21 protein-coding genes, 1 pseudogene and 1 riboswitch are annotated in these 23135 nt (G+C 71.6%); of the genes and pseudogenes, 12 read left to right on the top strand and 10 right to left on the bottom strand.

Annotated features, from left to right (window positions below; all coding sequences use genetic code 11):
• Window positions 1–64: 64 nt before the first annotated feature.
• Entirely contained in the window at window positions 65–1168 is a 1104-nt protein-coding gene (locus tag STRTU_RS14280) for an aminopeptidase P family protein (protein WP_159746933.1), read from the top strand.
• 210 nt (window positions 1169–1378) lie between these two features.
• On the top strand, window positions 1379–2023 hold the full coding sequence (locus tag STRTU_RS14275; RefSeq protein WP_159746932.1) for a pentapeptide repeat-containing protein: 645 nt from the start codon (window positions 1379–1381) through the stop codon (window positions 2021–2023).
• A 191-nt stretch (window positions 2024–2214) separates the two neighbouring features.
• On the opposite strand, the gene STRTU_RS14270 is transcribed toward STRTU_RS14275, so the two are convergent.
• From STRTU_RS14270 to map, 3 genes are all read right to left on the bottom strand, one after another.
• Window positions 2215–2712, bottom strand: coding sequence for a hypothetical protein (locus STRTU_RS14270; RefSeq protein ID WP_159743884.1), 498 nt, complete (start codon window positions 2710–2712; stop codon window positions 2215–2217).
• Window positions 2713–2759: 47 nt separating this feature from the next.
• Complete coding sequence (locus tag STRTU_RS14265) at window positions 2760–3446, bottom strand: response regulator (RefSeq protein ID WP_159743883.1); 687 nt, start codon at window positions 3444–3446, stop codon at window positions 2760–2762.
• Between the two features lie 444 nt (window positions 3447–3890).
• Complete coding sequence (map, locus tag STRTU_RS14260) at window positions 3891–4658, bottom strand: type I methionyl aminopeptidase (protein ID WP_159743882.1); 768 nt, start codon at window positions 4656–4658, stop codon at window positions 3891–3893.
• A gap of 99 nt (window positions 4659–4757) precedes the next feature.
• On the opposite strand from map, the gene STRTU_RS14255 reads away from it, so the two are divergent.
• Window positions 4758–5027, top strand: coding sequence for a helix-turn-helix domain-containing protein (locus STRTU_RS14255; protein ID WP_159743881.1), 270 nt, complete (start codon window positions 4758–4760; stop codon window positions 5025–5027).
• Window positions 5028–5210: 183 nt separating this feature from the next.
• On the opposite strand, the gene STRTU_RS14250 is transcribed toward STRTU_RS14255, so the two are convergent.
• Window positions 5211–5786, bottom strand: a complete 576-nt coding sequence (locus tag STRTU_RS14250) for a TerD family protein (RefSeq protein ID WP_159743880.1) — start codon at window positions 5784–5786, stop codon at window positions 5211–5213.
• A gap of 201 nt (window positions 5787–5987) precedes the next feature.
• Here STRTU_RS14250 and arfB point away from each other — a divergent pair, with 201 nt between their 5' ends.
• Window positions 5988–6416: an alternative ribosome rescue aminoacyl-tRNA hydrolase ArfB gene (arfB, locus tag STRTU_RS14245; protein ID WP_159743879.1), complete on the top strand. Its 429-nt coding sequence runs from the start codon at window positions 5988–5990 to the stop codon at window positions 6414–6416.
• A 100-nt stretch (window positions 6417–6516) separates the two neighbouring features.
• On the opposite strand, the gene STRTU_RS14240 is transcribed toward arfB, so the two are convergent.
• A complete protein-coding gene (locus STRTU_RS14240) occupies window positions 6517–7131 on the bottom strand; it encodes a flavin reductase family protein (protein WP_246240501.1) in 615 nt (204 codons plus the stop codon).
• 313 nt (window positions 7132–7444) lie between these two features.
• Here STRTU_RS14240 and cdgB point away from each other — a divergent pair, with 313 nt between their 5' ends.
• Both cdgB and STRTU_RS14230 read left to right on the top strand, forming a co-directional pair.
• Window positions 7445–9121 carry a diguanylate cyclase CdgB gene (gene cdgB, locus STRTU_RS14235; RefSeq protein WP_159743878.1) on the top strand — a complete coding sequence of 559 codons (1677 nt, stop codon included), beginning with the start codon at window positions 7445–7447 and terminating at the stop codon, window positions 9119–9121.
• Between the two features lie 272 nt (window positions 9122–9393).
• Window positions 9394–10302, top strand: coding sequence for a carbohydrate-binding protein (locus STRTU_RS14230; RefSeq protein ID WP_159743877.1), 909 nt, complete (start codon window positions 9394–9396; stop codon window positions 10300–10302).
• A 198-nt stretch (window positions 10303–10500) separates the two neighbouring features.
• Here the strand turns inward: STRTU_RS14230 and pfkB are convergent, their stop codons facing one another.
• Both pfkB and nagA read right to left on the bottom strand, forming a co-directional pair.
• Complete coding sequence (gene pfkB, locus STRTU_RS14225; RefSeq protein ID WP_159743876.1) at window positions 10501–11439, bottom strand: 1-phosphofructokinase; 939 nt, start codon at window positions 11437–11439, stop codon at window positions 10501–10503.
• 218 nt (window positions 11440–11657) lie between these two features.
• Entirely contained in the window at window positions 11658–12869 is a 1212-nt protein-coding gene (nagA, locus tag STRTU_RS14220) for an N-acetylglucosamine-6-phosphate deacetylase (RefSeq protein ID WP_159743875.1), read from the bottom strand.
• Between the two features lie 150 nt (window positions 12870–13019).
• On the opposite strand from nagA, the pseudogene tnpA reads away from it, so the two are divergent.
• Together tnpA and STRTU_RS14210 are read left to right on the top strand one after the other, a co-directional pair.
• A pseudogene (gene tnpA, locus STRTU_RS14215) lies at window positions 13020–13453 on the top strand (IS200/IS605 family transposase).
• Entirely contained in the window at window positions 13450–14670 is a 1221-nt protein-coding gene (locus STRTU_RS14210; protein ID WP_159743874.1) for an RNA-guided endonuclease InsQ/TnpB family protein, read from the top strand. The pseudogene tnpA and the gene STRTU_RS14210 overlap by 4 nt, the downstream one beginning before the upstream one ends.
• Before the next feature lie 41 nt (window positions 14671–14711).
• Here the strand turns inward: STRTU_RS14210 and STRTU_RS14205 are convergent, their stop codons facing one another.
• A complete protein-coding gene (locus STRTU_RS14205; RefSeq protein ID WP_159743873.1) occupies window positions 14712–15668 on the bottom strand; it encodes an ROK family protein in 957 nt (318 codons plus the stop codon).
• 236 nt (window positions 15669–15904) lie between these two features.
• Between STRTU_RS14205 and STRTU_RS14200 the strand changes: the two genes are divergently transcribed.
• The 3 genes from STRTU_RS14200 to otsB all read left to right on the top strand — a co-directional run bounded on the left by STRTU_RS14200 (window position 15905) and on the right by otsB (window position 18774).
• Window positions 15905–17170 (top strand): ABC transporter substrate-binding protein, encoded by a 1266-nt coding sequence (locus STRTU_RS14200; protein ID WP_159743872.1) that lies wholly within the window; start codon window positions 15905–15907, stop codon window positions 17168–17170.
• 129 nt (window positions 17171–17299) lie between these two features.
• Window positions 17300–17623: a DUF3263 domain-containing protein gene (locus tag STRTU_RS14195; RefSeq protein ID WP_159746930.1), complete on the top strand. Its 324-nt coding sequence runs from the start codon at window positions 17300–17302 to the stop codon at window positions 17621–17623.
• 239 nt (window positions 17624–17862) lie between these two features.
• Window positions 17863–18774, top strand: coding sequence for a trehalose-phosphatase (gene otsB, locus STRTU_RS14190; RefSeq protein WP_159743871.1), 912 nt, complete (start codon window positions 17863–17865; stop codon window positions 18772–18774).
• A 106-nt stretch (window positions 18775–18880) separates the two neighbouring features.
• On the opposite strand, the gene STRTU_RS14185 is transcribed toward otsB, so the two are convergent.
• Both STRTU_RS14185 and STRTU_RS14180 read right to left on the bottom strand, forming a co-directional pair.
• Window positions 18881–20407, bottom strand: coding sequence for an alpha,alpha-trehalose-phosphate synthase (UDP-forming) (locus STRTU_RS14185; RefSeq protein WP_159743870.1), 1527 nt, complete (start codon window positions 20405–20407; stop codon window positions 18881–18883).
• 84 nt (window positions 20408–20491) lie between these two features.
• Window positions 20492–21454 carry a glucosyl-3-phosphoglycerate synthase gene (locus STRTU_RS14180; protein ID WP_159743869.1) on the bottom strand — a complete coding sequence of 321 codons (963 nt, stop codon included), beginning with the start codon at window positions 21452–21454 and terminating at the stop codon, window positions 20492–20494.
• A 172-nt stretch (window positions 21455–21626) separates the two neighbouring features.
• Window positions 21627–21787: riboswitch (SAM riboswitch) on the top strand.
• A 17-nt stretch (window positions 21788–21804) separates the two neighbouring features.
• Here STRTU_RS14180 and thrC point away from each other — a divergent pair.
• Entirely contained in the window at window positions 21805–23088 is a 1284-nt protein-coding gene (gene thrC, locus STRTU_RS14175) for a threonine synthase (protein ID WP_269777358.1), read from the top strand.
• Window positions 23089–23135 lie beyond the last annotated feature (47 nt).

Genomic DNA, 23135 nt, shown 5'->3' with positions numbered 1-23135 from the left:
ACGGCGGGCCGGAGAAGCCGGATCGGCGTAAGTTCACCGCCATGGTGACTACATGGTGACTTCGATGACGCAGGTGGACTACGAGCGACGGATGGCGCGGGCGGGCCGGGCCGCCGCCGATGCCGGGCTGGCCGGGCTGATTGTGACGCCGGGGCCGGATCTGACCTGGCTGTGCGGCTACCGGCCGACCGCGGTCACCGAACGGCTGACCGCCCTGGTGATCGAGCCGGAGCGGCGCCCGCGGCTGCTGGTGCCCGTACTGGAGTACCCGGATGCGGAGTACTCCCCGGGCGCCTGGGCGATGGAGGTGTCGGGGTGGACCGACGGTTCGGACCCGTATGCCGAGGTCGCCAAGTGGATGGCCCCACAGGGGCGTTACGGAATGTCCGACTCCACCTGGGCGATGCATCTGCTGGGGCTCCAGCGCTCGGTGCCCGGGAGCGCCTACGCCGCGCTGACGGAGGTGCTGCCGATGCTGCGCGCCGTCAAGGACGCCCAGGAGGTGGAGCTGCTGGCCGCGGCCGGGGCCGCCGCCGATGCGGCGTACGAGGAGATCCTGACCGTCCGCTTCGGCGGGCGGCGGGAGTCCGAGGTGGCGGCGGATCTGGTGCGGCTGCTGACCGAGCACGGGCACAGCCAGGTGGACTTCACGATCGTGGGGTCGGGCCCCAACGGCGCCAATCCGCACCACGAGGCCGGGGAGCGGGTCATCGAGGACGGCGACATGGTGGTGCTCGACTTCGGCGGCCTCAAAGACGGCTACGGGTCGGATACGACGCGGACCGTGCATGTCGGGGAGCCGGGGGCCGAGGAGCGCAAGGTGCACGACATCGTGCGGGAGGCGCAGCAGGCGGCGTTCGAGGCGGTGCGGCCGGGCATCGCGTGCCAGGACGTCGACCGGGTGGCCAGGAAGGTGATCAAGGCCGCCGGGTACGGCGAGTACTTCATCCACCGGACCGGGCACGGCATCGGGGTGACCACCCACGAGCCGCCCTATCTGGTCGAGGGCGAGCATCTGCCGCTGGTGCCCGGGATGTGCTTCTCGATCGAGCCGGGGATCTATCTGCCGGGCCGCTTCGGGGTGCGGATCGAGGACATCGTGACGTGCACGGAGACCGGCGGGCGGCGGCTGAACCAGACGTCGCGGGAGATGGCGGTGGTGCGGTAGGGACGGGCGGCGGGGCCGGGGCCGGGCGGCTGGCGCGGGCCGCCCCGCCCGGCCCTGTCGCGGGAGCTGCCTCCCGCTCCCCAACGCGGCTGTTTTCGCAGGTCAGAGCCCATTGTCAGTGGTGTGGTTCACGATGGGGTGTGCAGGTGCGAGGGGCCACGGGGCGGCATGGAAGGCGGTGATCGCGTGGCAGGGCGCGGCGAGAAGACGGTGCGGGCGGTGCGGCGGCCGGAGGTACGGCTTCCGCAGCTGGCGGCGTACGACGGCGGCGAGCTGGAAGCCGAAGGGGACTACGACGGGCTGGAGTTCGCGGACGCCGACTGGGCCGGGCAGTCCGCGCGCGGCGCCCGCTTCATGGACTGCGCGGTACGGCGCTGCGCGCTGGACGAGACCGTGCTCGGCCGGGCGCGGTTCATCGACAGCGTGCTGAGCGGTGTCCGCGGGGTCGGCACGGATCTGTCCCAGGCGTCCCTGCGCGATGTGGAGGTGTCCGACGCCCGGCTCGGCGGGACGCAGCTGCACGGGGCGGTGCTGGAGAGGGTCGTGGTGCGCGGCGGGAAGATCGACTTCCCGAATCTGCGGCAGGCGAAGCTGCGGGATGTCGCCTTCGAGGGGTGTGTATTGGTCGAGGCGGACTTCGCCGGGGCGGTGCTGGAGCGGGTGACGTTCGACGACTGCACCCTGACCCGGGTGGATTTCTCCGAGGCGCGGATGACGGACGTCGATCTGCGGGGCGCCGCCGCACTGGACATCGCGCGCGGAATCGACCGCCTGTCGGGCGCGGTCATCAGCCCGGCCCAACTTCTGGATCTGGCCCCGGTGTTCGCGGCACAGATAGGCGTGCGGGTGGAGTGAGGGTCGGCGGGGCCGGGCGGTGGTCTGAGGGCCCGGCTCGGTGGCGTACGGCGTGGGAGTGGGCGTCGGCGTCCGGCCGACGTGGCGACGTCTGCGGCCGCTGGTCGTACGGCGCGAGCGCGGGCGTCCGCCCGGAGGTCAGCGGGGGAAACGGGTCGGAGGTGGAGACGCGGGGGAAGCGGGTCGGGAGCTCAGACGCGGGGGAAGCGGGCCTGGAGGTCCCAGATGGCGGGGTTGTCGCCGAGGCCGTCGTGCATATCGGTCAGGTCGGCGATCAGGTCGTGCAGGAAGTCGCGGGCCTCGCGGCGCAGCGCGGAGTGGTTGAAGGTGAGCGGGGCCTCGTCGGCCGGCATCCAGTCGGCGTCGACGTCAACCCACCCGAAGCGGCGCTCGAAGAAGATCCGGTCGGCGGATTCGGTGAAGTCCAGCTCGGCGTGGATCGGGCGGGCGGAGCGGTTGCCCCGGGGGTCGGTGTCGAGCTGCTCGACGATGTCGCACAGCGCCCAGGCGAAGTCGAGGACCGGCACCCAGCCCCAGGCCGTGGACAGCTCGCGGTCCTTCTTCGTGTCGGCGAGGTAGACATCGCCGCAGAAGAGGTCATGGCGCAGCGTGCGCACGTCCGCGGTCCGGTAGTCCGTCTGCGGCGGATCCGGGAAGCGGCGGGAGAGGGAGTAGCCGAGGTCGATCACCCCTCGATGGTGTCACGCGGTGCGCGGCCGTCCGCCGGTGCCATCGGTCAGGGCAGCAGCCGGTGCTCCCTGGCGACGGAGACCGCGGCGGTCCGGGAAGCCACGCCGAGCTTGTCGTAGATCCGCTCCAGCTGCGTTTTGACCGTGGCCTCACTGGTGGACAGCGCACGGGCGATCTCGCGGATGCTCAGCCCGCGGGCGAGCCGGCCGAGGATCTTGAGCTCCCGGTCGGTGAGGGTGGGGCGCGGGCTGCGCATCTGGGGCAGCACGCGGTGCGCGACGGAAGCGGCGAGCGTACTGCGCCCCTCGGCCGCTGCCCGGATCGCGGCGAACAGCTCCTCCGGCGGCTCGGCCTTGAGCAGATGCCCTGCGGCGCCGGCTTCGATGGCACGGGCGATATCGGCGTCGGTGTCGTACGTGGTCAGCACGAGGACATGGGGGACGCCGGGGGCATCGGGGTCATCGGGAGCACCGGGGGCGTCGGCGCGGGTGATGCGCCGGGTGGCCTCGACGCCGTCGAGACCGGAGCCGAGTTCGAGATCCATCAGGACGACATCGGGGCGGAGCACGGCGGCCAGCGCCACGGCCTCCTCGCCGTCCCCGGCCTCACCGATGACCTCGATGCCGTGGGCGCTGCCGAGCAGGGCGAGCAGCCCGGCCCGTATGACGGCGTGGTCCTCGCAGAGCAGCACACTGACGGGAGTGTGCGCGGATCCGGCAGCGGATGGGCTCATGGGCGGCGCTCCAGAAGAAGCAGCGGCGGACGCGACAGCACCCCGCGCCCGGCGCCGCTTCCATGGTGCCCTCCCCAAGCCCTTCCCGCAGGCCGGAGCACCCCCACGGCCACCCCCACGGCCCCTGAGCAGCGCTCTCGCCCTCAGCCTGCCTGCCAGGACGCCCGGCGCTGCAAGCCCGGCGAGGCGGCCCGGCCACGCACGCCCGGCGACTCGCCCAGCCACGCACGCCCGGCGACGCGCTCCCGGCTACGCATGCCCGGCGAGGCGGCCCGGCCACGCACGCCCGGCGACGGGCTCCCGGCTACGCATGCCCGGCGAGGCACCCAGCCAAGTACGCCCGGGGACGCGCCCAGCCACGCACGCCCGGCCACGCGCCCCAGCTACGCACGCCCGGCCATGTCCGTCTGGCCACGCGCCGCCCGCCCCACCCGCTCCCACCCCCTACGCGGTAGTCAGCACCCGCGGCCCCGCATCCGTAACCGCCACCGTGTGCTCGAAGTGGGCGGCGCGGGAGCCGTCCGAGGTGCGGAGGGTCCAGCCGTCGGCGGCCTCGTAGTAGGCGTTCTTGCCGCCGGCCAGGAACATCGGCTCGATGGCGAGGACCAGGCCGTGGCGGAGGACCATGCCGCGGTGCGGGCGGCCGTCGTTGGGGACCGGCGGGTCCTCGTGCATCTGCCGGCCGATGCCGTGTCCGCCGAAGTCCTCGGGGATGCCGTAGCCGGCGGCGCGTCCGACGCTGCCGATCGCATGGGCGATATCGCCGATCCGGGCGCCGACCACGGCCGCCGCGATACCCGCCTCCAGTGCCTGCCGGGTGGTGTCCATCAGCCGCTGGTCCTCGGGGCGGGCGGTGCCGACCGTGAAGCTGAGGGCCGCGTCGCCGGCCCAGCCGTCCACCAGGGCGCCGCAGTCGATGCTGACCAGGTCGCCGTCGACCAGCCGCGACCGGTCCGGAATGCCGTGCACGATCGCGTCATTGACGGAGACGCAGAGGACGGCAGGGAACGGAGTGGCGGCGAAGGACGGACGGTAGCCGAGGAACGGTGAGTCGGCACCGGCCTCGCGCAGGACCGTACGGGCGACCTCGTCCAGTTCCCGCAGCTGCATGCCCGGCGCAGCCGCCGCCCGCACCGCCTCCAGCGCCTCGCCGACGACCCGGCCCGCCGCCCGCATCGCGTCCAGTGCCGCGTCCGTCTTGATCTCCACCATGTGCCTGACCTCCCGCTCACCGCCGCCCGCGCCGCGTCAGCGTCGTGGCAGGCGGTATTTGTTTACCGGTATTTCTTTACCGGTATTAGTATCACGGGCATGGTGCGAACTCCCTTGACCCCTCAGGAACGTGAACGCGGTGAGCGGCTCGGCGCGCTGCTGCGGGCGGCGCGCGGCGAGCGGAGCATGGTCGAGGTCGCGGCGGCGGCGGGGCTGTCCGCCGAGACGCTGCGGAAGATCGAGACCGGCCGGGCGCCGACACCGGCGTTCTTCACGATCGCCGCGCTGGCCGGGGCGCTCGGACTGTCGCTGGACGAGGTGGCGGCCATGGCCACGCCACCGGAAGAGGTCACGGACGCGGTCGCCTGAACGGGCGCGACGCCTGAACGGGCGCGACGTCTGAACGGACGCGGTCGCCTGAGCGGGCGGGCCACACGCGGCGCACCCGCCGCCGCCCCCCTAAACGCACCGAGGGCCGGCCCCCGCATGGGGAACCGGCCCTCCGCTGCCCTGGCCAGAGCTGATGAGAACTGGACCAGATCAGAAGCCAACTCAGACGTTGACGCCGAAGTCCTGGGCGATGCCGACGAGGCCCGAGGCGTAACCCTGGCCGACCGCGCGGAACTTCCACTCGGCGCCGTTGCGGTACAGCTCGCCGAAGACCATGGCGGTCTCGGTGGCGGCGTCCTCGCTGAGGTCGTAGCGGGCGACCTCGGTGCCGCCGGCCTGGTTGACGATGCGGATGAAGGCGTTCCGCACCTGGCCGAAGTTCTGGCTGCGGTTCTCGGCGTCGTAGATCGAGACCGGGAAGACGATCTTGTCGATGTCGGCCGGCAGCGCCGCCAGGTTGACGTTGATCTGCTCGTCGTCGCCCTCGCCCTGGCCGGTGACGTTGTCACCGGTGTGCACGATGGACTGGTCGGGCGTCGCCTTGTTGTTGAAGAAGACGAAGTGCTGGTCGGAGAAGACCTTGCCGCTCGGGTTGACCGCGATGGCGCTCGCGTCGAGGTCGAAGTCCGTGCCGGTGGTGGTGCGGACGTCCCAGCCGAGGCCCACCGTGACGGCGGTCAGGCCCGGGGCCTCCTTGGTGAGGGAGACGTTGCCGCCCTTGGACAGGCTTACAGCCATGGGATGTCCCTTTCCTTGTCGACTCGTCGAAGCGTCGGGCTCCGCACTGCGCACGAAGCTACCGTTACTCACCACAACGCCATGAGCGGATGCCAGGTTCCAGAAGTCTTTACTCTCTTTGCCGAATTCTGATGTGCGCGCTCCGCACGGACCCCGAAAAACGGGTGACGGGGGCGTGCGCGGCGCGGGATCATAGGACTCATGTCCGGGCCCTATGTCATCCGCGGTTCGGTCGTCCTTCCAGAGGCCGAGCTCGTCTGGCGTTTCTCGCGCTCCTCAGGTCCCGGCGGCCAACACGTCAACACCAGCGACAGTCAGGTTGAGCTGCGCTTCGACCTCGGCAAAACGCAGGCTCTGCCGCCGGTGTGGAAGGAGCGCGCCCTGGAGCGGCTGGCCGGCCGGCTGGTCGACGGCGTGCTGTCCGTACGGGCCTCCGAGCACCGCTCGCAGTGGCGCAACCGCGAGACCGCCGCCGTCCGGCTGGCCGCGCTGCTCGCCGAGGGCACCGCGCCGCCGCCCAAGCCGCGCCGTAAATCGCGGATCCCACGGGGCATCAATGAGCGGCGGCTGCGCGAGAAGAAGCAGCGCGGCGACACCAAGCGCGGCCGCTCGGGCCGCGACTGGGGCTGACGGCCCCGCCCGGCCACCGCCCGGACGGCCCGGACCGCCCCGCCCAGGCCGCCCCGCCCGTCACCCAGAAGGCCCCGCCTGCCCCGAACAGCCCCCCACCTCACCCCAACTGCCGATACTTCCCCCGGAAATACGTCAGCGGCCCGTCGTCCTCATTCGGGATCGACGTGGCCAGTACGCGTGCGATGACCAGCGTGTGATCCCCGGCCACGACCCGCTGCTCCGTACGGCACTCCAGCGTCGCGAGGGCGCCCCCGATGAGCGGTGCGCCGGACGCTTCGCCCCGTACGTACGGAAGGTCCTCGAAGAGCAGCCGGTCGCTGATGCGGCCCTTCATGGCGAATCGTCCGGCGATCTGTCGCTGATGTCCCGACAGTACCGACACGGCCCAGTAGGGCTGCAGCTCCAGCAGGTCGTCCATCCGCGAGTCGTTGCGAACGCTCACCATCACCAGGGGCGGGTCGAGGGACACGGAGAGGAACGCCGTGGCGGTCATGCCGGCGTCCTCGCCGTGCGGCCCGCTGTCCGGGTCGTGGGCGGTGATCAGCACCACGCCGGCGGACAGGCGGGACAGGGCGGCACGGAACTCGTCGTCACTCACCCCATCAGAATGCGGGATCGGCGCGCCGACCGGTACGGAGGCGAGGGCGACGACGGGTGCGGGGTGGGCGGCGGGCCCGGAGGCCGCCGTATCGGCGGGAGTCTTCGTGAACACGCCATAAACGCTAACTTCGGCCGGCCGCGGTGCGCATCGGGCCTCGGAACGACTCGCGCCCTAGGTCTGACGGCGGAGTTCCGGAATCGCTCGGAATTTGCGTTCAGTAAGTGTAGAAAGAGTGAAGGCGCGCTCCCGTGGCGGTTTTATGGAAGATCGCCAACCGTCGTTCATCGCTTGTGACTTGAGTCACAGCAGGCGCTAATTGTTGACCCTGTGTACCGAGTGAACAGCTCACTGTGATTCAGTGAGCGGGGAATCGGACGACAAGAAATCGTGGAGTTTGCTGTCGAGGTCTCAGGGAGAGCGAGCGATGGAGACCGAGTCGGAGCCATACGTCCGTCTTGCGACCCTGCGGCAGCTGCACCAAGTGGTGGCCGAGCTGAATACCGCACGTAGCCTTGCGGACACCTTGCAGACCGTCGCCGACGGCGTGATCACCGGGCTCGGCTATGAGCTGTCCGCGGTCAATCTCGTCCGCCCCGACGGCGATCTCGTCGTCGCCGCGGTGGCGGGCAGCGCGGGCGCCGAGGCGCTCATGGCCGGACGGGTCGGCTCGCGCGCCTCCTGGGAGCGCCGGCTGTCCATGGGGGAGCGCTGGGGCGATCTGTGCTTCATCTCGCACACCGAGGGCTGGGTGCTCGATGACGACGACGTACCGCAGTGGCACACGGCCGGCCCCGCGCCCCGGTTCCCCGACGAGTGGCACCCCATGGACCGCCTCTTCGCGCCCATGTACACCGCGGCCAACGGCGGCGGCGAACTGCTCGGAGTGATCTCCGTCGACCGGCCGCGCAACGGCCGGCGGCCCGGCGCCTGGGGCCAGGAAGCCCTGCAGATGTACGCCTTCCAGTCCGCCATCGCGATCAGCAACGCCCGCCTACGGGCCAACATGCAGCGCGCACTGGTCCGGCTGGAGCGCGATCAGCAGGCGCTGCGCGCCAGCGAGGAGAGCTTCCGGCAGGCGTTCGAGTACGCGCCGAGCGGGATGGCCGTCGCCGAAATGGGCGGTGACCAGCACGGACGGCTGCTCCGCACCAACGACGCGCTGTGCCGGCTGCTGGGCCGCCCGGCCTCCGGAATGCGCCGCTACTCGTTCTCCGACCTCGTCCACCCCGAGGACATCGGCACGCTGCTGCGCACCTCCGCCGAGGGCGGCCGGGCCGAGCTGCGGCTGGCCCGCCGGGACGGCACGTACGTGTGGGTCTCGCTGCGCAACTCCGTCGTCGCCGACACCGCCGACGGCCCCCGTTTCCTGCTCACTCACGTCGAGGACATCGAGGAGCGCAAGCGGCACGAGCTCCAGCTCGCCCACCGCGCCAGCCACGATTCGCTGACCGGGCTGCCCAACAGCGCCGAGCTGCGGGCCCGGCTCGGCGCCCGGCTGTGCTCCCGTCCGCCCGGCTCGATGGCGGACGCCTACGCCTCCTCGGGCACCCTCAGCACCGACCCCGGCGGCCCGCACGTCTTCCGGCCGGACGCGAGGGAGCCCTTCGACGGGCTCGACGGCTTCGAGGGCGCGCCTCCGCCCCCGTTCGACCACCATGTGCATCTCGTCGCCCCCGCGGACGGGCCGGCCGACGACGGCTCCAAGGGGCTCGCGGTGCTCTTCTGCGACCTCGACGGCTTCAAGTCGATCAACGACCGCTTCGGGCACAACACCGGTGACGCGGTGCTGATAGAGGTCGCCCGGCGGCTGACCAGCGGGGTCCGGGACGGCGATACGGTCGCGCGGCTAGGTGGCGACGAGTTCGTGGTGCTCGCCGACGGACTCGGCACCGCCGACGCCCAGGATCTGGCGGTCCGGCTGCGGAACGCGATCATCCCGCCGATCCGCGTGGAGGGCCGCGCGGTCCGGGTGGGCGCCAGCTTCGGCATCGGCTGGGCGAGCTGCGGGATGTCGGCCGAGGAGGTGCTGGAGTCGGCCGATCAGCGGATGTACGTCGAGAAGCGCTCCCGTTCGAAGGCGAACCGGCGGGCGGCGGGCTGAGCGGGCGACGGCAGGATGCGACGGCGGGTGCGACGGCCGGGCCCGATGCCGCGTATCTCACACCGGCCGTGCTCCGGCCCCCGCACCAGCAGTTCACCGATCCGTAGCGATCTTGTGGCCCTCCGGGCACGGTGTGCGCAGGCCATGACGGGGTAGGCTGCGCCGATGCGGCGCGGCGCCGCCGGGTGCCCGAAAGACAGTTCGCGCAATGAAGCCTGCGGACGCGTAGAGACGCGTACAGACGCGCACAGATCGCTTGGGAGTGACACGGAATGACGGCCGGCAACAACGGCGCGGACACGCCGGAGAACGACGACCCGTTCGCCTACCTGTACCGCTCGGAAGGCGGCGAGGGCGGCGCACAGGGCTCGGCGGGCGACGGTGCGGCGGCGCGGCAGCCGGGGGTTCCGCGGACGTCCTACAACCAGGTCCGCGCGGTCGGCCAGCGCCAGTACGGCCAGCAGGCCCCGCAGCAGGTGACGTACGGGCAGCAGAACGCCCACTACGCCGCCCCGGAGACGCTGCCCGGCGGAGACCGCACCCGCTCCGCCCCGGCCCCGGGCAACGGCGGCCAGGAGCCGCGCCGCGGCCGCAACGGCCTGCTCATCGGCGCCGTCGCCGTGGTCGCGGTGGTCTGCATAGGCATCGGCGTCGCGATGTTCACCAACGGCATGGGCTCCAAGGACGACGAGGCCGGCAAGACGGGCCCGTCGGCCGGTGACACGGTCAAGCCCTCCGACGAGCCGGCCAAGCCCAAGCCCGGCAAGCTGCCCAAGGAGAACGCGGTCGGTCTGAAGCTGGAGGGCGGCGCGACGACGGCGAAGGACGTTCCGGGTGCGCGCTCGCCCGGCGGCGCCTATGTGGCCGGCATGAACACCCAGGGAGCGGCGGCCACGTGGTCGCTCGATGCCGAGGATTCCGGCAAGTTCAAGCTCTGGGTCGGTTACGGCGTGCCCGGCAAGGACGCCAACCTCACGCTGAATGTGAACGGCAAGGCGGACAGCCGGCCGATCAGACTGAAGAACTTCGCCCACGCCCCGGAGGGCGCCTGGGACAAGGGCTGGACCAGGAGCTGGCAGTATGTGCAGCTCAACAAGGGCACCAACACGATCAAGCTGTCCTGCGAGAGCGGGAATCAGTGCGACGTGAACCTCGACAAGGTCTGGCTGGCCAGGGACTGAGGGACCGGCGGCGGCGCCGCTGACAGGTCCCTGGGCCCTCATTCGCGCCGGTCGGTCGCCGCCAGAGGAGCGATCTGCTTCTCTGGCGGCTTGTGAGTGAGGGCCGACGAACCCGACGCGTTCGGGTCTGTGGACTGGAGGCACAGTCGGGCTAGATGGTGCAGCAAGGCGCCTATCAGCCAAGGCAATTGACGGGAGTCACTTCGAACTGCGTATCTCCGGCGACGGCGCTGCCACCCTGACTGTTCGCAACAGCTCTTCATACGTCTCCGCATCGAACTCGCCCGCCCCCGGCGCCCGTACGGTCGCCGCGGACAGGGCCACCGCGCGGGTCAGCCGGTCCGGCCAGGGCAGCTCCTCCACCAGGCCCGACAGCAGGCCGGCCACGGCGGAGTCGCCCGCGCCGGTCGGGTTCCCGGCGATCCGGCGGGGCGGGGCGGCCTGCCAGACGCCGTCGGCGGTCACCGCGAGCATGCCGTCCGGGCCCAGTGAGGCGGCCACCGCATGGGCGCCGCGGCGGCGGGCGTCGCGGGCGGCGCGCAGCGGTTCGGTGCTGCCGGTGAGCGCGGCGAGTTCATCGGCGTTGGGCTTGGCGAGGTCGGGGCGGGCGGCCAGACCGCGGCGCAGTGGTTCGCCGCTGGTGTCGAGGAGGACCGGGACTCCGGCGCTGCGCGCGGCGCGGGTGAGGCGGGCGTAGACATCGACCGGGACGCCCGGCGGGAGGCTGCCGCAGAGCGCCACCGCCCGTGCGTCGGCGAGCAGTTCGCGGTAGGTGCCGAGGAGGGTGTCCCATTCGGCGGGGGAGACGACCGGGCCCGGTTCGTTGAGCTGGGTGGTGTCTCCGGTGGCCGCGTCGACGACGGCGACGGTGCGGCGGGTGGTGCCGCCGACCGGGACCAGCGCGTCGGTGACCTCGGTCTCGGCGAGCAGGGCGCGCAGTGCCTCGCCGGTGCCGCCGCCCACGAAGCCGGTGGCGACCGTACGGTGGCCGAGCGCGGCCAGTACCCGGGCGACGTTCAGGCCCTTGCCGCCGGGGCGTTCGGCCACTTCGGTGACCCGGTTCGTGGTGTGCGGGTGGAGCCGGGGGACGCGGTAGGTGATGTCCAGGGCGGCGTTCAGCGTGACCGTAAGGATCATGGTCGCCCCTCCGGGCAGTCATGGCCGGGCGGCCGGGGGTCGGGCAACCGCGGTCGGCGGTGGCATGCGGACAAGTGCGCGAGCGATCATGCCATCGTCGGTGGTGGTTGGCCCAGACCCGGTCCGGCCGCCGTGCGGTGACCCGGTCCGGCCGCCGTGCGGTCCACGGCCCGGGGGAGGGGCGGCCGGGTACGCGCCCGGTGCGCGCGGGCGGATCCTCAGGCGCCCCGGGGACGCACCAGCCATTCGCCCCGGCGCATGACCCCGGCCACGTCGTACGCCGCGTCCAGCACCACCAGGTCGGCGTCCTTGCCGGTCTGCAGGGCGCCGGTCCGGTCGTCGATGCCCAGGAGGCGGGCCGGAGTGGCCGAAAGTGCCTGTACGGCCTGGTCGACCGTCAGGCCGTCCACGGTGACGGCACGTTGGAAGGCACGGTCCAGGGTGAGCGTGGAGCCGGCGATCGAACCGGCCGTGGGGCCTTCGCTGATCCGCGCGACACCGCCCCTGACCTCGACCTGCATCGGGCCGAGCGGATACGTCCCGTCGTTCATACCGGCCGCGCCCATCGCGTCCGTGATGAACGCGACCCGCTCGGCACCGGCCTCACGGACCGCCAATTGCAGGACCGCGGGGTGCAGATGGGTCCCGTCGTTGATGAGCTCGACGGTGATCCGCTCGTCCTCCAGGAGCGCGGCGACCGGGCCGGGCGCCCGGTGGCCCAGCGGGGGCATCGCGTTGAAGAGGTGGGTGGCGACGGTGGCGCCCGCGTCGATGGCCTCGCGGGTGGCGTCGTAGGAGGAGTCGGTGTGGCCGAGGGCGGCGATCACGCCCGCGTCGGCGAGCAGCCGTACGGAGTCCAGCCCGCCGGGCAGCTCGGGGGCGAGGGTCATCATCGACGCGGTGCCGTGCGCGGCGTCCAGGAGCTTGCGGACATCGGCCGGGTCCGGGTCGCGCAGCAGCTCCGGCTGGTGGGCGCCGCAGCGGTGCCGGGAGATGAACGGGCCCTCGAAGTGGATACCGGCCAGCTCGCCCTGCTGCACCAGTTCGGCGAGCGCCGCGGCCTGCCGTGCGAGGTCGGGCAGTTCACCGGTGACCGTGGAGGCGACCATCGAGGTGGTGCCGTGTCTGCGGTGGGTGTCGACCACCGTCATGCACTCCTCGGGGTCGGCGGACGAGAACGAGCCACCGCCTCCGCCATGGACATGCATATCGACGAAGCCGGGGACGATGAGGTGGCCCGAGAGGTCCACGACGCTGCCGGACACCCCCTCGGCCACATCGAGGTCCCGGCTGTGAACATCGCCGATCAGCCCGCCCTCGACGGTGATCCGGCCGTGCTCGACCACACCGGACGGCCGGGCGATCCGGGCGCCGGCCAGGATGGTGCGCGGGGTGTCCGAGGGCTGCTGCGCGGACTGTTGCTGTGCCATCAGGACCTAGCCAGGGGACGCCCCGCTTTAGCGGGGTGGGGGATGGCTTTTGAGGATTGCTCTGTCCTCAACTGTGTGTATGGATCTGGGCTGTTCATCTGGACTGCTCTCTCTGTCGAACTAGACCTGCGGCATTTGTATAGTGATCGTGTGGTTGCGACCAGGAAGGTTCGCCGGTTCTCCGGCGGTGTGTGCGATCTCGGGCTCCATGTGGTGTGGTGCCCGAAGTACCGCCGTCCGGTCCTCGTGGCCGGGTCGCGGAACGACTGGACGAGCTGATCCGGCAGAAGACCGATGAGCGCGGGTGGGAGATCATCGCCCTTGAGGTGATGCCCGACCACGTGCACCTGTTCGTCAAGCACGACCCCAAGTCGTCTGCTTCATATGTAGCGAACCAGTTCAAGGGCTTCACCTCCCGGGTGTTGCGAGCGGAGTTTGCGCACCTGAAGTCACGGATGCCCACGCTGTGGTCGTCGTCGTACTTCGCCGCGTCGGTCGGCGCCGTGAGCGCGGCGACGGTGGAGAAGTACATCGACACCCAGTGGGAGCGGCCCGGGGGGAAGGGAAAGGGGGGCGTCTCGTGATACGGGCGTACAAGTTCCTTCTCCGGCCCACAGTCCGGCAGACGCAGGCCCTGACCGAGATGCTGCGCGATCACTGCTCGCTCTACAACGGCGCGTTGCAGGAGCGCCGGGACGCCTACCAGCACAGCTCGAAGACGAGCATCAGGTACGGCGACCAGTCCGCCCAGCTCAAGGAGATCCGGGCGTTCGACCCGGAGCGTCAGGGCCGCTGGTCGTTCAGCTCCCAGCAGGCGACCCTGCGTCGTCTGGACAAAGCGTTCCAATCCTTCTTCAAGCGTGTCAAGGCCGGTCTTACGCCGGGATACCCGCGGTTCAGAGGTGTCGGGCACTTCGACACCGTCACCTTTTCCAAGGACGGCGACGGCTGCCGCTGGGACTCCACCCCGCACGATGCGCAGACCCGGGTCCGTCTCCAGGGCGTCGGGCAGGTGCGCGTGCACCAGCACCGGCCGGTGCGGGGCCGTGTGAAGACGATCTCGGTGAAGCGGGAGGGCCGCCGCTGGTACGTGGTTCTCGCCTGTGACAACGTCCAGGCTGATCCGCTTCCGGCGACCGGCAGTATCGTCGGCCTCGACATGGGCGTGGTGCACTTCCTCACCACCAGCAAGGGCGAGCACGTCGAGAACCCGCGCTTCCTCGCCGCGATGGCGGACGAGCTGGCCGCAGCTCAGCAGCACCTGTCCACCTTCCCCAGGCGCACCCGGCGGCGGACGAAGAAGCACCGGGCCGCGGCCCGGAAGGTGGCCAAGCTGCATGCCAAGATCCGGCGCCGGCGCCTCGATCACCACCACAAGACGGCGAACGAGCTGATCCGCGATCACGACGTGATCGGCCACGAGAAGCTGAACCTGGCGGGCATGACCAAGGCGCCCGCACCCGAGCCCGACCCCGAGCAGACCGGCGCGTACCTTCCGAACGGTGCCGCCGCGAAGGCCGGGCTCAACCGAAGCATGCTCGACGTGGGCGTGGGACTCTTCCTGAACATCCTGGCGGACAAGGCTGAGAGTGCCGGTCGCCTGGTGGTTTTGGTGGACCCCCGCAATACCTCCCGCACGTGCCCGCTCTCCGCCGGAGGCTGCGGACACGTCGCCAGGGAGAGCCGCGTCACTCAAGCGGAGTTCGAGTGCGTCAACTGCGGCTGGTCCGGCAACGCCGACCACGTAGGCGCACTGAACGTCCAGCACAGGGCCGGGCTGGTCCTCTGCGACGATGCTTAGCCATCGGCACAGGAAGCCCGCGACGTCAGTCGTGGGTGGAGTCACCAGGCGGATACCTCCGTGAGAAGATCCCGGGCGAGCAGTCCTGCGCCCAGGCACCCGGCGGCGTCCCCGAGCGCCGCCGGAACGATCGAGGGGAGCCGCTGGAACGTAACGCGCCGGCGGACCGCTTCCCGCAGAGGTGTGAAGAGCGTGTCGCCCGCCTCGGCGAGCCCGCCGCCGATGATCAGCGTCTCCGGGTCGAGCAGGGTGAGGCCGGTGACCAGCCCGTCGGCGAGGGCGTCCACGGCGTTCTGCCATACGGCGTGCGCCCGCGGGTCGCCGGACGCCACGGCCTTGGCCGCGTCAGCCGCGTTGGCCCGCGGATCGCCGCAGGCCGCCGCCCAGTCACGGCCGACCGCGGCCGCCGAGGCCAGCGTCTCCAGACAGCCGCGCTGCCCGCAGCCGCACTCCCGCCCGCCGGGCCGTACGACGATGTGGCCGATCTCTCCCGCGCTGCCGTGCGCACCGGCTTCGATCCGGCCGCCGATGCCGATGGCGCCCGCGATCCCGGTGCCCAGGGGGACGAACAGGAACCGGTCGGCCTCCCGGCCCGCGCCGATCCGGCCCTCGGCCAGGCCGCCGGTGCGGACGTCGTGGCCGAGGGCGACCGGCACCCCGCCCAGCTGCTCGGACAGCAGCGCCCGCATCGGTACGTCCCGCCAGCCGAGGTTCGCGGCGTAGACGGCGGTGCCGGACCGTTCGTCGACGATGCCGGGGACCGCGACACCGGCCGCCGCGGCGGGGGTGCCGTAGCGGGCCGTGCCGAGCTCGCGCAGCTCGGCGGCGAAGCCGAGGACGGCCTCGACCACCGCTTCCGGGCCGTGCTCGCGGCCGGTGGGGCGCCGCGCCTCGTAGAGCAGCTCGGGGCGCGTGTCCCCGGAGGGCGCGGTGTCCACCCCCACGAGGGCGGCTTTCATCCCGGTGCCGCCCACATCCAGGGCGATGACGTGTCTCACGGGAACAGTTTTGCGCGATCCGGGCGGAAAGGTCTAGTCCACTCACCGGAGCGATCGGGCCGGATGTGCGGTGGTCGGGACAGTGCCGGGCCGGTTCCGGAGCGAAGAGGGGGGTGGTGTAGACCTTATAAAGGGCGCGGGGGAGACTCGCTGTTCATGCCGTTCGACGGCGACCCCTGAGGCGGCCGGGGCAATCCCGAAAAGCACGGATCTTCACAGCAAAAGGCGGAACAGCAGTGCAGCGGCGGTACTTGAGCCTGGCGGCGGCAATCGCCACCACCATGACACTGACTCTCACCGGCTGCGGCAGCGGCTCCGGTAGCGACGACGTCACTCTCAAACTGATCGCGGCGGACTACGGCGACAGCCATTCCAACAGCTCCCAGCACTACTGGGACGAGCTGGCCCGCGCCTTCGAGAAGAAGAACCCCGGCATCAAGGTCGATGTCGACGTCTACAGCTGGACCGACGTCGACAAGAAGGTCGCCGACCTGGTCAAGGAGGGCCACGCCCCGGACCTCGCCCAGATCGGCGCCTACGCCGACTACGCGGCCAAGGGCCAGCTCTACAGCGCCGACCAGCTGCTCTCCATCCCCACCCAGGGCGACTTCACCCCCTCCCTCGCGGAGGCCGGTGAATACAAGCGGATCCAGTACGGGATGCCGTTCGGCGCCAGCACCCGGCGGCTCTTCTACAACAAGAAGCTGTTCAGCGAGGCCGGCATCACCAGCCCGCCGCAGAGCTGGGACGACATCGCCGCCGACGCCCAGCTGCTGAAGGCGCACGGCGTCAAGATGCCCTTCGCGCTGCCGCTCGGCCCGGAGGAGACCCAGGCCGAGACGATGCAGTGGATGCTCAGCGGTGGCGGCGGCTACACCGACAGCATCGGCAAGTACACGATCGACTCGCCGGAGAACGTCAAGACCTTCAAGTGGCTGAAGGAGAACCTCGTCGGCAAGGGCCTGACCGGCACCGACCCCGCCAAGCTCAACCGCGAGGACGCCTTCGCGGCCTTCTCGGACGGCAAGGTCGGCATGCTCAACGGCCACCCCACCCTGATGAAGCAGGCCGCGGCCAAGGGCATCGACTACGGCACCGTCGAGCTGCCCGGCGCCCACGGGAAGGCCAAGGCCACCATGGGCGTCGCCGACTGGATGATGGCCTTCAAGCAGGGCGGCCACCGCACCCAGGCCGGCAAGTTCCTCGACTTCGTCTACAGCAAGAAGAACGTCGAGAAGTTCTCCGGGGAGTACAGCCTGCTGCCGGTCACCAGCTCCGCCTCCCACGCGATGCTGGCCGACGACAAGTACGCCAAGTTCCACGGCTCCCTCCAGCAGCTCGCCAGCGCCGAGTTCTACCCGGCGGACAAGACCTCCTGGCCGCTGGTCTCCAAGACCGTCAAGGCCAAGATGGGCGCCGCGGTCGGCCCGCGCGGCAACCCGGCCGGCGTGCTCACCGACATCCAGAACACGGCGGACGCCACGGATAACGTCGGCGAATGACGGGGTGTCGGTGCAGGGTGCCGGCGAGGGTACGGACGGCGCGGAGGCGCGTAGGCGCGAGGCGGCCGGGGTGACGGGCCGGGCGTTGTCCGACCGTGCGCTTATCGTGGAAGCGTGATGAGGGACGGGATGACGGGTGCGGGCGGTTCCGGCGCTCCGGACGGCTCGGGTGGTTCCGGGGGTGCGGCCGCCGCGCCGGGCGACGAGCCCGGGGCCGTCGAGCGTGCCCCGGGGCTTTCGGCCCGGGACGAGGCGGTGCTCGCCGTCGAGCGCCGCTCCTGGCCGGGCCCCGGCCCCAAGGAGCGCGCCATCCGCGAACAGCTCGGCATCTCCCCGACCCGCTACTACCAACTCCTCAACGCCCTGCTGGACGACCCCAGCGCGCTCGCCCATGACCCGGTCACCGTCAACCGCCTGCGCCGCATACGGGAGGCGCGGCGGGCGCGGCGGTGACGTGGGTGGCTCGGCGGCGGTGAACCGGTCGTCGCGGTCGTCGCCGATCCGGCGCCGCCTCGGCCGTCGCTGACCCGGGGCCTCGGCCGCTGCCCCGGACGCCCCGTCTACCACCGTCCCGGGCGCCCCGCCCACCACCGCCCCAGGCGCCCCGCCCGCCGCCCCCATGCGCCCGTACACCCCCGACTGTCGCCGGAGCTACCCCACAGCGCCCGCCCCGCGCCGGTAGGGTCGGCGCCATGGGCAGACCCCCGAACGCCGCGTCGCCTTCCCAGCCGACCCCCGGATCCGTGCCGACCCCGCACACCCCCGCCGGCCGCGACGGCCTCGCCGCACTGCTGGCGCACCCGGAACGCGCCGTCATCGCCCTCGACTTCGACGGCACCCTCGCCGAGATCGTCCCCGACCCGGAGAAGGCCCGCGCCCATGAGGGCGCCGTCGCCGCCCTCGGCCGCCTGGTGCCCCGGCTGCGCGCCGCCACGGTGATCACCGGCCGCCCCGCCACCGTCGCGGTCCGCCTCGGCGGCTTCGCGGACGTACCCGGTCTGGACCACCTCACGGTCCTCGGCCACTACGGCGCCGAACGCTGGGAGGCCGCCACCGGCACCCTCCACGCCCCCGCCCCGCACCCAGGCGTCGCCGCCATACAGGCCGAACTCCCCGGCGTCCTGGACGCCTCCGGCGTCTGGCACGGCACATGGATCGAGACCGCCATCGAGCGCAAGGGCGGCCGCGCCATCGCCGTGCACACCCGCCGCGCCACCGACCCCCAGGACGCCTTCGACCAGCTGCGCGGCCCGCTCAGCGCGCTCGCCGAACGCCACGGCCTGATCGTCGAACCGGGCCGCCTCGTCCTCGAACTCCGCCCGCCCGGTATGGACAAGGGCGTCGCCCTCGCCGAATGGGTCCGCGAGACCGGCGCCACCACCGTCCTCTACGCCGGTGACGACCTCGGCGACCTGGCCGCCTTCGCCGCCGTCGAAAAGCTCCGCTCCGACGGCCTGACCGGCCTCCTGGTATGCAGCGGCAGCAACGAGGTCACCGAACTGGCCGACCGCGCCGACCTGGTCGTCGACGGCCCGTCCGGAGTCGTCGGCCTGCTCGGCGCCCTGGCGGACCGGCTGGACGACAGCGGGTCGACCACCCCATAGGCGCAGACGGCACAGACGGCACAGACGGCACAGACGACGCAGACGACTTCCGGGGCCGGGCACAAGGGCAGCCGGGCGGCGCGACGCCGGGCGCCCCTTCCCCGGCTCATGCGGACGGCGGCCCGGCCTCCCCCGCGCTCTCTCCCCGCAGCGCCTCCAGCTGCTCCAGGAACCACCGGGCGGGCGGCAGCGCCGTGGCCGCCGCGGCCAGCCGTTCGGTGCGGGCCGCGCGCTCGGCGTCGTCCATCGACAGCGCCTCGTGCAGCGCCTCGGCGGTCCCGACAACGTCGTACGGATTGACGGTCAGGGAATCCGCGCCGAGTTCCTCGTGCGCGCCCGCCTCCCGCGACAGCACCAGCGCGCAGCCGGCGTCCGACACCACCGGGATCTCCTTGGCGACCAGGTTCATCCCGTCCCTGATCGGGTTGACGAGTGCCACGTCCGCGAGCCGGTAGGCGGCGAGCGAGCGGGCGAAATCGTCTTTGACGTGCAGTACGACGGGCAGCCAACTGGCCGTTCCGTAATCGGTGTTGATGGCCTCGGCGACCCGCTCGACCTCGGCCGTGTAATCGCGGTAGACGGCGAGATCCTGACGGGACGGGTAGGCGAAGGCGAGATGCACCACCCGCTCGCGCCACTCGGGGTGGTCGGCGAGAAGCTGCCGGTAGGCGAGCAGGCCGCGCACGATGTTCTTGGAGAGTTCGGTGCGGTCCACCCGGACGATGATCTTCCGCTCCGGCCCGCCGATCTCTGTGCGCAGCGCCGCCATCCGCTCCTCGACGTCGGGGCGGTGCGCGCGCTCACGCAGGAACGCGGCGTCGGCGCCGAGGCCGTGCACACCGATCGCGGTCGTACGCGTCGTGCGTTCCGGTACCAGTGCGACGATGCCGGGCTCCCCGTCCCCCGGCCGTACCCGCTCGCACTGCCCGCCCAGCCCGGTCTCGGCGCAGGCCAGGAAGTTGTCGGCCCACCGCCGGGTGAGGAAGTTCGCCCGGTCGGCACCGAGAATGCCCAGCGCCAGCTGCCGCTGGATGTCGTCGGGGAGCATCGCGAAGTACTCGGCGGGGGCCCACGGGGTGTGGGAGAAGTGCGCGATACGCAGGTCGGGGCGGCGCTCACGGAGCATGCCGGGCACCAGCGCCAGGTGGTAGTCCTGCACGAGCACGGCCGCACCGGGCGCCGCCCCGTCGGCCAGCGCCTCGGCGAAGGCCGCGTTGTACGCCTCGTACGCCGCCCACTGAGCCCGGAACCCGGCATCGAAGACCGGCTCCAGCGGCGTCTGATAGAGCATGTGATGGACGAACCACAGCACCGAGTTCGCAATGCCGTTGTAGGCGGCGGCATGCACCTCGGCCGGAATATCCAGCATCCGCACCCGCTGGCCCCCCGTATCCCCCGGCTCCAGCACGCCCCCCGTCCGCCGCACCGCCTCCCGGTCCCCCTCACCGAGCGCGGCACACACCCACACCGCATCCGTCTCGGGCCCAATGGCCGACAACCCGGACACCAGCCCCCCACCACCCCGCTGGGCGGTCAGCGCCCCGTCCTCCCCCAGGCCGTACGACACCGGCCCACGATTCGACGCGACCAGAACCTCAGCACCTGCCTGCACCGCACTGCTCTCGGAGACCATGTCGCGAAAGTAACCCGCCACAGATCCGCGCAAACGCACGGAAGCGGTCAAGGAACGCGGGCGGGGGAGCGGCGCCGGGTCTGCTCACGCCGCCCGGCGCTTCGCGTATTCCGGGATTTCGGCCATTGGGGGGCGTTCCTCGGTGTCGACGTCCGTGGTGCGGGGGACGAAGCCCTCGGTGCCGCGGTCGAACTGGGTGAGGCGGGGGCGGACCAAGTGGCCGCGGGTCAGGCGGAGTTGGGCGGTGCGGTAGATGGCGGCGGCCATCCGGCCGAGGGCCTGGCCGTCCTGGTGGCGGTGTTTACGGACGCCGACGTCCACCTGGGCGAGGGCGTCGAGGCCGACGGTGTGCAGGGCGTCGACGAGCAGGCCGAGCTCCACCCCGTAGCCGACCGGGAACGGCAGCCGCTCCAGGAGGGAGCGGCGGGCCGCGTACTCGCCGCCCAGGGGCTGGACGAAACCGGCCAGCTGCGGCCAGTGGAGATTGAGGAGGGGGCGGGCGACCAGCTCGGTCACCCGGCCGCCCTGGCCGGCCCCGGCGCCCTCGCCGGCGGTCTCCAGCGGGCGGTCGTACATCGCCTTCACGAACTGGATGTCCGGATCGGTCAGCAGCGGGCCGATGATCCCGGAGACGAAGGCGGCGGAGAATTCGCGCAGGTCGGCGTCGATGAAGCAGATCAGGTCGCCGGTCGTGGCCAGGAGGGAGCGCCAGAGCACCTCGCCCTTACCGGGCAGCGCGGGCAGCCGGGGCAGCACGCTGTCGCGGGGCACGACCCGGGCGCCGGCCGCCGCCGCGACCTCGGCGGTCCGGTCGGTGGAGCCGGAGTCCAGCACCACCAGCTCGTCGACGAGCGGGACGGCCCCGGTCATCAGCTCGGCACGGATCACCGCCACGATCGCCCCGACCGTGGCCTCCTCGTCGAGCGCGGGCAGCACCACGCTGACCGTACGGCCCGTCTGGCGCTTCGCTTCCAGCAGCTGTCCCAGCGGGCGGTCAGCGGCGGACCAGGAATGGCTGCTCAGCCAGCCCTCGACCTCTTCCAGCACGTCTACGACTCCTCGGTCGCCGCCCGAACGGCGGTCTGTGTGATCCATCTCGCGGTTCGGACGACTATCTCAACTGTCAGTGCCTTCGGTTACAGTCTTGAACAACGCGGATGACCGTCGCATGTCGGGGTCCCCGCGCCACAAACGCCTGGGTTTCGGCCCAGCGCCATACCGCTCATCCAGAGGGGCAGAGGGATACGGCCCGTTGAAGCCCCGGCAACCCTCCAGCCGGTCTTGCCGCCAGGACGCTGATGTCCCGCGCGCGTGAGGCTCCCGGCTAGGGAAGGTGCCAAATCCGTCTCGTGGCGAGATTCGCCGCGAGGAAGATGAGGAGAAAGGGCCTCGCCTCCATGGCTGTGCAAGTCACCGAAAACACCCCCACCGTCGCTCTGGGCCCCGCCGCAGCCCTGTCCTGCCGCGAGTGCGGACAGCGCTTCCCGCTCGGCCCGATCTTCGCGTGCCAGGAATGTTTCGGGCCGCTCGAAGTCGCCTACGACCTGCCGAGCGGCGACCCCGAGAGCCTTCGGAAGCAGATCGAGGCCGGTCCGGACAACATCTGGCGCTACGCCCCGCTGCTGCCCGTCCCCACCGACGTGGCCGACAAGCCCAACCTGAACCCCGGCTTCACCAAGCTCGTCAAGGCCGACCGACTCGCCGCCGAGCTGGGTGTCACCGGCGGGCTGTACGTCAAGGACGACTCCGGCAACCCGACGCACTCCTTCAAGGACCGCGTCGTGGCCATCGCCGTCGAGGCCGCCCGCGCCTTCGGCTTCACCACCCTGTCCTGCTCCTCCACCGGCAACCTCGCCGGTGCCGTCGGCGCCGCCGCCCGCCGCGCCGGTTTCGAGTCGTGTGTGTTCATCCCGCACGACCTGGAGGCCGGCAAGGTCGTGATGGCCGCGGTCTACGGCGGTGACCTGGTCGGCATCGAGGGCAACTACGACGACGTCAACCGCTTCTGCTCGGAGCTCATCGGCGACCCGCTCGGCGAGGGCTGGGGCTTCGTCAACGTCAATCTGCGGCCCTACTACGGCGAGGGTTCCAAGACGCTGGCGTACGAGATCTGCGAGCAGCTGGGCTGGCGGCTCCCGGACCAGATCGTCATCCCGATCGCGTCCGGCTCGCAGCTGACGAAGATCGACAAGGGGCTCAAGGAGCTGATCGCGCTCGGCCTCGTCGAGGACAAGCCGTACAAGATCTTCGGCGCCCAGGCGGAGGGCTGCTCGCCGGTGTCCACCGCCTTCAAGGCCGGGCACGACGTCGTACGCCCGCAGAAGCCGGACACCATCGCCAAGTCGCTGGCGATCGGGAACCCGGCCGACGGGCCGTATGTGCTCGACATCGCGCGCCGTACGGGCGGTGCCGTGGAGGATGTCAACGACGCCCAGGTCGTGGACGCGATCAAGCTGCTGGCCAGGACGGAAGGGATCTTCGCGGAGACCGCGGGTGGTGTGACCGTCGGCGTGACCAAGAAGCTGATCGAGGAGGGTCTGCTCGACCCGTCCCTGACCACCGTCGTCCTGAACACCGGTGACGGCCTCAAGACACTGGACGCGGTCGCCCCGACATCCGGGCCCACGGCCACGATCCGTCCGAACCTGGACGCGTTCCGCGCGGCCGGTCTGGCCCGCTGAGGCCGCCGGCCCGTCCACCGTCCGGCGGACGAGGCCGCGCCCCCGCC

The organism is Streptomyces tubercidicus (genome assembly GCF_027497495.1).
GTDB classification, from domain to species: domain Bacteria; phylum Actinomycetota; class Actinomycetes; order Streptomycetales; family Streptomycetaceae; genus Streptomyces; species Streptomyces tubercidicus.
Note: the sequence above shows the minus strand (reverse complement) of the source record. Positions and strands in the feature narration are given on the sequence as shown.

Bases quoted from the DNA above. Each gene is read 5' to 3' on its own strand.
- STRTU_RS14280 (WP_159746933.1), top strand. From the start codon at position 65: ATGACGCAGGTGGACTACGAGCGACGGATGGCGCGGGCGGGCCGGGCC.
- STRTU_RS14265 (WP_159743883.1), bottom strand. From the start codon at position 3,446: ATGAGCCCATCCGCTGCCGGATCCGCGCACACTCCCGTCAGTGTGCTG.
- map (WP_159743882.1), bottom strand. From the start codon at position 4,658: ATGGTGGAGATCAAGACGGACGCGGCACTGGACGCGATGCGGGCGGCG.
- STRTU_RS14255 (WP_159743881.1), top strand. From the start codon at position 4,758: ATGGTGCGAACTCCCTTGACCCCTCAGGAACGTGAACGCGGTGAGCGG.
- STRTU_RS14250 (WP_159743880.1), bottom strand. From the start codon at position 5,786: ATGGCTGTAAGCCTGTCCAAGGGCGGCAACGTCTCCCTCACCAAGGAG.
- arfB (WP_159743879.1), top strand. From the start codon at position 5,988: ATGTCCGGGCCCTATGTCATCCGCGGTTCGGTCGTCCTTCCAGAGGCC.
- cdgB (WP_159743878.1), top strand. From the start codon at position 7,445: ATGGAGACCGAGTCGGAGCCATACGTCCGTCTTGCGACCCTGCGGCAG.
- STRTU_RS14230 (WP_159743877.1), top strand. From the start codon at position 9,394: ATGACGGCCGGCAACAACGGCGCGGACACGCCGGAGAACGACGACCCG.
- pfkB (WP_159743876.1), bottom strand. From the start codon at position 11,439: ATGATCCTTACGGTCACGCTGAACGCCGCCCTGGACATCACCTACCGC.
- nagA (WP_159743875.1), bottom strand. From the start codon at position 12,869: ATGGCACAGCAACAGTCCGCGCAGCAGCCCTCGGACACCCCGCGCACC.
- STRTU_RS14195 (WP_159746930.1), top strand. From the start codon at position 17,300: ATGACGGGTGCGGGCGGTTCCGGCGCTCCGGACGGCTCGGGTGGTTCC.
- otsB (WP_159743871.1), top strand. From the start codon at position 17,863: ATGGGCAGACCCCCGAACGCCGCGTCGCCTTCCCAGCCGACCCCCGGA.
- STRTU_RS14185 (WP_159743870.1), bottom strand. From the start codon at position 20,407: ATGGTCTCCGAGAGCAGTGCGGTGCAGGCAGGTGCTGAGGTTCTGGTC.
- thrC (WP_269777358.1), top strand. From the start codon at position 21,805: ATGGCTGTGCAAGTCACCGAAAACACCCCCACCGTCGCTCTGGGCCCC.